At 26.5% G+C, this 6,689-nt stretch carries 7 protein-coding genes; 5 read left to right on the forward strand and 2 right to left on the reverse strand.

Translation table 4 applies throughout. The annotated features are described in order from the left end of the window. A partial coding sequence (locus tag M0D11_RS04875) for a hypothetical protein (RefSeq protein ID WP_252320618.1) occupies positions 1-787 on the reverse strand: 787 nt, incomplete at its 3' end. A gap of 312 nt (positions 788-1,099) precedes the next feature. On the opposite strand from M0D11_RS04875, the gene M0D11_RS04880 reads away from it, so the two are divergent. The 4 genes from M0D11_RS04880 (at position 1,100) to M0D11_RS04895 (ending at position 4,355) form a co-directional block, all read left to right on the forward strand. Next, positions 1,100-1,411: an HU family DNA-binding protein gene (locus M0D11_RS04880; protein WP_174480240.1), complete on the forward strand. Its 312-nt coding sequence runs from the start codon at positions 1,100-1,102 to the stop codon at positions 1,409-1,411. Between the two features lie 30 nt (positions 1,412-1,441). Next, complete coding sequence (locus M0D11_RS04885) at positions 1,442-2,455, forward strand: alpha/beta hydrolase (protein WP_252320620.1); 1,014 nt, start codon at positions 1,442-1,444, stop codon at positions 2,453-2,455. 70 nt (positions 2,456-2,525) lie between these two features. Further along, complete coding sequence (locus M0D11_RS04890) at positions 2,526-3,974, forward strand: FAD-dependent oxidoreductase (RefSeq protein WP_252320622.1); 1,449 nt, start codon at positions 2,526-2,528, stop codon at positions 3,972-3,974. A 33-nt stretch (positions 3,975-4,007) separates the two neighbouring features. Further along, entirely contained in the window at positions 4,008-4,355 is a 348-nt protein-coding gene (locus tag M0D11_RS04895; protein WP_252320624.1) for a hypothetical protein, read from the forward strand. 54 nt (positions 4,356-4,409) lie between these two features. On the opposite strand, the gene M0D11_RS04900 is transcribed toward M0D11_RS04895, so the two are convergent. Further along, positions 4,410-5,030: an IS1595 family transposase gene (locus M0D11_RS04900; protein ID WP_252318950.1), complete on the reverse strand. Its 621-nt coding sequence runs from the start codon at positions 5,028-5,030 to the stop codon at positions 4,410-4,412. A gap of 181 nt (positions 5,031-5,211) precedes the next feature. Here M0D11_RS04900 and M0D11_RS04905 point away from each other — a divergent pair, with 181 nt between their 5' ends. Further along, positions 5,212-6,642: a dicarboxylate/amino acid:cation symporter gene (locus M0D11_RS04905; RefSeq protein ID WP_252320626.1), complete on the forward strand. Its 1,431-nt coding sequence runs from the start codon at positions 5,212-5,214 to the stop codon at positions 6,640-6,642. Positions 6,643-6,689 lie beyond the last annotated feature (47 nt).

Consider the following 6,689-nt stretch of genomic DNA (forward strand, 5'->3'; position numbering starts at 1 on the left):
CTATTATTGACAACATCGGTAAGCTCCCAATTTTTTTTATATCAATTTCTAACTTTAATTGTTCTTGCGTTAGTAATATTATTTCTTTTTTTTGGTTTTTAATACTACTTTCGTTTTCCAAAATTTGTTTTTTATAACTTGAAATTTTTGTTTCTAAAATTTGAATTCTTTCTTTTGCATTTTTAACTTTATTATTATAATCGATTCATAATGCATCTCAATGCTTTTGTATGTTTGCATCATTTGAATTAACTTCAATTAAGGTTGATACTACTTCAACATATTTTATTTTTGTTCTCATAGTAGCTTGGAAATCTTCAATATTTTTTTGAGTTTCTTGAAAAGTATCTTTATCTATCTTTGTGATTTTTTCTTTAAACTCTTCTTTATCTTTTTGCAAAGCTTTAATTTCTTTTCTTATTATTTTTAATTCTTTTTGATCTTTTGCTATTTTTTCATCCAATGTTTGATTTCTAAGTTGATTATTAGTGCTACTTTTTGTTAAATCTTCAATATGACTTTTTAAGTTTTTTAAATCATCTTCTTTATAAGCTAAATCCTTTTCATATTTACTATTTTCTAATTCTTCTTCTGATAAAATATCTTGATATCTTTGTTTATAATTACGTTGTTCCTCAACACTTTCATTTATGAAAAATGTGAATTCTTTTTTAAAAATTTCTAAATTTTCTTTAAATTTTCTAATCTTATTTTCAATATCACTTATTGAAACATTTGTTGTCGCTATCTCTAGAATAATTTTAAACCTCTCTTTCTTTTCTTTCAAAAATAAAAAACCACTTGCTTTAAAACTAAAGCAATGGCCAAACACTTTTATTTTTGTAATTACATTTTATAGAAATTATAATTATAGTTAAGGAATATACTTACTTATACTATTGAATATAATAAAGAAATTTTTATCTTTGATTCTTATTATTTTTAATGTTAAAATTATTCAAATTAAATATGTAAAATGCCTTTTATATATAAAATTATTAACAAGCAAAGTACGAAAAATTTAAAGATTACATTTTATAAATAAAATAATATAAAATAATATTAGAAGGATATGGGCAAACAGATAGGGTTGATTTTTATGAACGCAAAAGAATTAATTGCAAGAGTATCAGATAAAACTAAATTTAACATTCAAGATATTGAAATAGTTTTTAATTGTGTAATTGAAGAAATTAAAAATATTAACCAACTAGGTAAAGTAATTACTATTCCTAATTTTGGTACTTTTAAAATCAAAAAAGTAAAACCCTGTTTACGACGAAATAGTAAAAATAATGGACAACACGTAGTTAGCAAATACAAATATATTAAATTTATACCTTATAAAAAATATAAAAAATATATTCGTTGTAAACCAAAACCAACAATACTAAATAATGTCGACTATTAAAATGTATGACCTAAAATGTGAGGAAAACAAATGAAACAAAGTAGTATTAATAGAATAAAATTAAGACAAAAAGTTAATATAAATTCAATTGAAATGTTTAAAGCATGCTTGCAATATAATTCACAATTTCAACCGAAAGTTAAAATTGAATTAGCAAAATGGCCAATGTATTTTGAATATTGAGAATACCTAGAAAAACATGAAAATATAATTCCTTTTTCAATTAAAACATCAATTGATAATTTAACATTATACGGTAATCTTTTAAAAAGTCCCCTTAAAAATGAAAATAATAATAAAACAATAATTCTATTACACGGAATAACTAATACAAGATTTTGAATATTTAAACAAGCTTTCATTTTTTTACGTGCTGGCTACAATGTTATTTGATATGATGCTCGTAACCATGGTGAAAGTGATGCATCACCAACAACTTTTGGTTTAAAAGAATCACAAGATTTACAAGACATTATTGAATACTGTTGTAAAACATATAAACAAGAAACTACTGCTTTAGGATTATATGGTTTTTCATTAGGTGGCGCAACAGTAGTAATGTGAAGCAATTTATATGCAAAACATAAAATTAATCAAAAAGTAAAATTCATTATTTCTGATTGTACATTTAGTCGCTTAGATCGTACCTATAGTGAAAAACTATACAACTATGCTTTCTTACCTACTAATTTAATGCTGAAATTAAGTCGTAAAAAAGCACAAAAAACATTTGGTATTGATGGTTTACAAGAAATACAACCAATTAAATATTTAAAACTAATACCTGATATGCCAATGTTATTTCTTCACGGTCAAAATGATCACTTTATTTACTACACTAATGCTAACGAATTATTTCAAGAAAAAATTCGCTATGAAATACCAAAAAAAAGTTCATTATACACTATCCTTGATGCTAACCACGGTCAAAGTTTTTTAATTGGTGATTTAGACCACACAGTTGTTAATGAATATAATTTAGTAACTGATAAGGGTATTAGTGACACTACTTTAGAATTTGTTCAAAAATGAATCAATACTTAAGATAAACACTATTAATTGATTTTTTTATTAAATATATATTATAATTAATGAGAGTGGAGCGATGATAAAAATGAAAATTAAAGTTATTATTATTGGTGCTGGTGCGACTGGGATGGGAGTTGCGAGTAAATTATTACGTAGTGAAAAAAATAGTGATAAAAACTTTGATATCCATGTTTATCAAGAAAAAAACTATATTTCACTTGGTGCTTGTGGTATTCCTTATTATATTGCTAATGAATTTAAAGATAAAAAACTTTTAAATGACCGTACAAAAAAAGATTTTTCAGAAAAAACTAATAATAAAAATAAAATTAAAATTCATTTAAATCAAAATGTTATTAAAGTCGATACAGCAAAACAAGAAATTCATGTCAAAAAAACAATAGACGATAAAACTAAAGCAAAAGTTGTATCTTATCATGCCTTAGTTATTGCAACAGGAGCCAAACCAAAAATTCCGCCACCTTTTAGTCATGGTATTTTACCACATAATGTTTATAATGTTTTTACTAAAGAAGATGCCATAAATCTAAAAAAAGCAATGAAAAATGCTAAAAAAATAGTTATTATTGGTGGTGGATTTATTGGCATGGAAATGGCAGAAGCGTGCTTAAAACAAAAAAAAGATGTCACAATCGTTGAAATGAAAGATCGATTAATGGCAGACGTTGTTGATAAAGAATTTAGTCAATTAATTTATGATGAACTAACCAAAAAAAATATTAATCATAAAACTAAATCAAAAAACAATGTCACTATTTTACTAAACTATCAAGTTGAAGAACTAATGATAACTCATAATAATGTTAATGATTTGCGTTTAAGAAGTGTAAATGATAAAAAAAATGGAAAAACAATACCTTGTGATTTAGTAATACTAGCAGTTGGTTTTGAACCAAATACGAATTTTTTACAAAATAGCAATATTGAATTAAACAAAAATAAAGCAATTATTATTAACGAATTCTGTCAAATTCCTTCTAAAGAAAATGTTACAAAAAAGTTTTCAAATATGTATAGTGGTGGTGATTGTGCACAAATATATAGTCAATTTGATAAATCATCAATATATGTTCCCTTGGCAACTAATGCTAATAAAATGGCACGTATTATTGCTGATAATATTAAAAACCCAGAACATAAATATCCAGGAACTTTAGGGTCAAGTATTTTACGTGTTGGTAATTTAGAAATAACAAAAACTGGTAGTTTTGATACGATTGATAAAAATAAAATTGGTAGTGTTTATATTAAAGATTATGATCTACCAAGATACTTAAAACAATCTCGTCCTTTATACTTAAAACTATTTTATGATAAAACAAATTTCCAATTACTGGCAGCACAAATGGCAGGTTATAATCATGCCACATTAAGAATTAATGCTCTTGCTACTGCCATTTGAAATAAAATGGACATCCGTGATTTACAAAATTTAGATTTAGTTTATTCACCTCCTTTTGCTCGTACTAGTGATATTATTCATATAGCAAGCAAAAAAGTAACATCGTCATAACCTATAAAAAATAAAAAGAATGAGGTAGCAACTATGACAACTCTTAGTAGTGACAATATTAACTTATTAAGAGACTTTGTTGGTATTTCACACTGACAAAGTCTAATCGGGATAATTGTCTTTTTTAGTATTATCCTAGCACTTTCTATTTTTATTAAAAAAACTAAACCTAAATTTCCAATTCGTATTTTTACTGGAATGGGATTAGGACTAATTTTTGGTATTACTATCCAAGCTATTACTGGTTTTAATAGTCATAACATTACTTATCCTAACTTACCTGGAACACCAATAAAACCTAATCCTGACTATATACCCTGAGTTGCAGAAATTGTACACTGAATTGAATTAGGCTTTTCTCCCTTTATGTACTATTTTTAAATTTTATCACATAAATGCTGAGAAAAGCCTATCTACGGACTTCTCCCCACATTTTTAAATCAAACATAGCATTACAATTTCAAAACTAGGTATCTTATTGAATTTATATGCAGCTTCTTTTGCATATAAATGAACATGATGTTTTGCAACTTTGATATGTGTTTTAAATGTTCTTCTTATATGTTTTCAAACTGATTCAATTTGGTTGGTATTTACACCAGTTTTTGAAACATAGCTATCTTGATGATTGACTGTTTCATGCTTAGTGAAAACCGATTTAAAATCGCAATATCCTTTTCAAAAATCAGTATGTACATGACACTTTGAAGAAATGTGGTTTCTTGCAAACTGCAAAAGATTTTTACTTTTTGCATTTTTCAATACTTTCACAATTAATTTATTGGTTGTTTTTTCATAAATACCAACAATCAAGGTTTTATTCACCAAGGATCTTCCTTGTTTTTTAAAACCCATATGTGAAAGATACATTTCATCCATTTGCACTATGCCCTCAACAATAAATTGTGATTCTTGTTTGGCAATACAAGTTCTGATTTTATGACCCATTCTTCAAGCAGTTTTCAAAGTTACCCCCAATTCTTTTGCAACATCAGTTGATGGAATTCCATGTTTGGTGTTTATTCATCTAAAGATGAGATAAAACCAAGATTTCAAAGGTATTTGTGACTTGTAAAAAATGGTGCCATGAAGAATACTAAATGTTTGATGACATTTCAAACATCTTATTCTTCTTAAATCAGAAGTATTCAAATTTGTTCAATAACACCTGATACATTTATTTTCCTTCAAACTTACTATATATTTCAAACAATCTTGTTCTGTTTGAAAAGTATTGTTGAACTCATTCAATTTCATTGTTTCCTCCACAAGTACATGTGGGGAGAAGTCCGTTGAATTATTAAAAACTATTTTTATTATTGGTATTACTATGTTAACTATTCCATTAGTATTTTTAGCTATCGCTAGAATTACTAGTAAAAAAAATAGTAACTCAAAAACAATAACTAAAGTTTCAGGAGTTGGTATTACTATTTTATTAATAAATGTGGCTATTGCTTTTACTATTGCCTTTGGACTAGGAATTGCTTTTAAAATTGGCCAAGGTTTTAATTTAACTGATGGTGGTAGTTACGATAAAACTACTGCCAAAACAATTCCCGAAATTATCATTAGTTACGTTCCTAGCAGCTTAATTGGTGTTTTTACTCAAACATTAATTATTCCAATCATTGTCCTTGGTGCTTTAATTGGATTTGCAATTAAAAAACTAACTAAGCATAATGAAGAACGAATGGACAAAGCAAGAAACACTTTAGAAACAATGTGAAAAATTATTATTTCAATATTAATGATGTTTATTAAAATTATGCCATTTGCTGTTATGAGTATGCTAGCAACAGCAATTATTAATCAACCAATTGGTGCACTTGCTAATATTGGCATTATTATTGGAGTTGCTTATTTAGCACTACTTATTACTTTCTTATGACATTTATTATCATTATATTTATTTGGTATTAATCCTTATCGTTGATTAGTAAAAGCACAGAAACCAATTATTGCTGGTTTTACAACGCAGTCTTCTAATGCCGCTTTACCAATCGCTATGAATACTTTAAAAGAAGATTTAAAAGTGAAAGAAGAAGGTAGTGATACAGTAATGCCGCTTTCAACAACAATAGGTTTAAGTGGCTGTGCTGGAGTGCAACCTGGAATTATTTTATCTTTCTTATGATTTAGTGTTATCCTTCCTGGTAATTTTCCCAACTGAACAATCGCTATTTTATTTATTAATGGCTTAATTGTAACACTAGTTGCTTCATTAGGAATTGCGGGAGTACCAGGAACTGCTGCTGTTGTAACAGCTGGTGTTTTAGGTGGTCTTGGTTTTGGTAGCTATTATGCTGCTGTTTATGGTATTATTGGTGCCTTAGATGGTTTATTTGATATGGGCAGAACTGCAGTTAATATTTCTGGTGGTTTACAAGCTACTGTTATTGCTTCTCGCAATCAAGAATTAATTGAAGATGAAAAACTTTTATTAAAAAAATACCCTTTTAGGGGTTTACACATTTTAACAAAGAAAGTTGGAGCCAAATTGTTAATTAGATCTGAAAAAAATGATAAGATTCAAGCATTAAAAAAAGATACTAAAGTTAAAATTGAAGCATTAAAAAAAGTAAAAAATAGTGAGAATGATATTAAATTTTTAAAAGAACAGTTAAAAAAAGATATTAAAGCAATTAAGAATGACAAAGACATCTAAAATATAAATTTTATTTATAAAAAATAAAACCATTTAGAAATGTAAAT

The sequence above is a fragment of the Spiroplasma endosymbiont of Lariophagus distinguendus genome, assembly GCF_023846195.1.
Lineage (GTDB): Bacteria > Bacillota_I > Bacilli_A > Mycoplasmatales > VBWQ01 > Spiroplasma_E.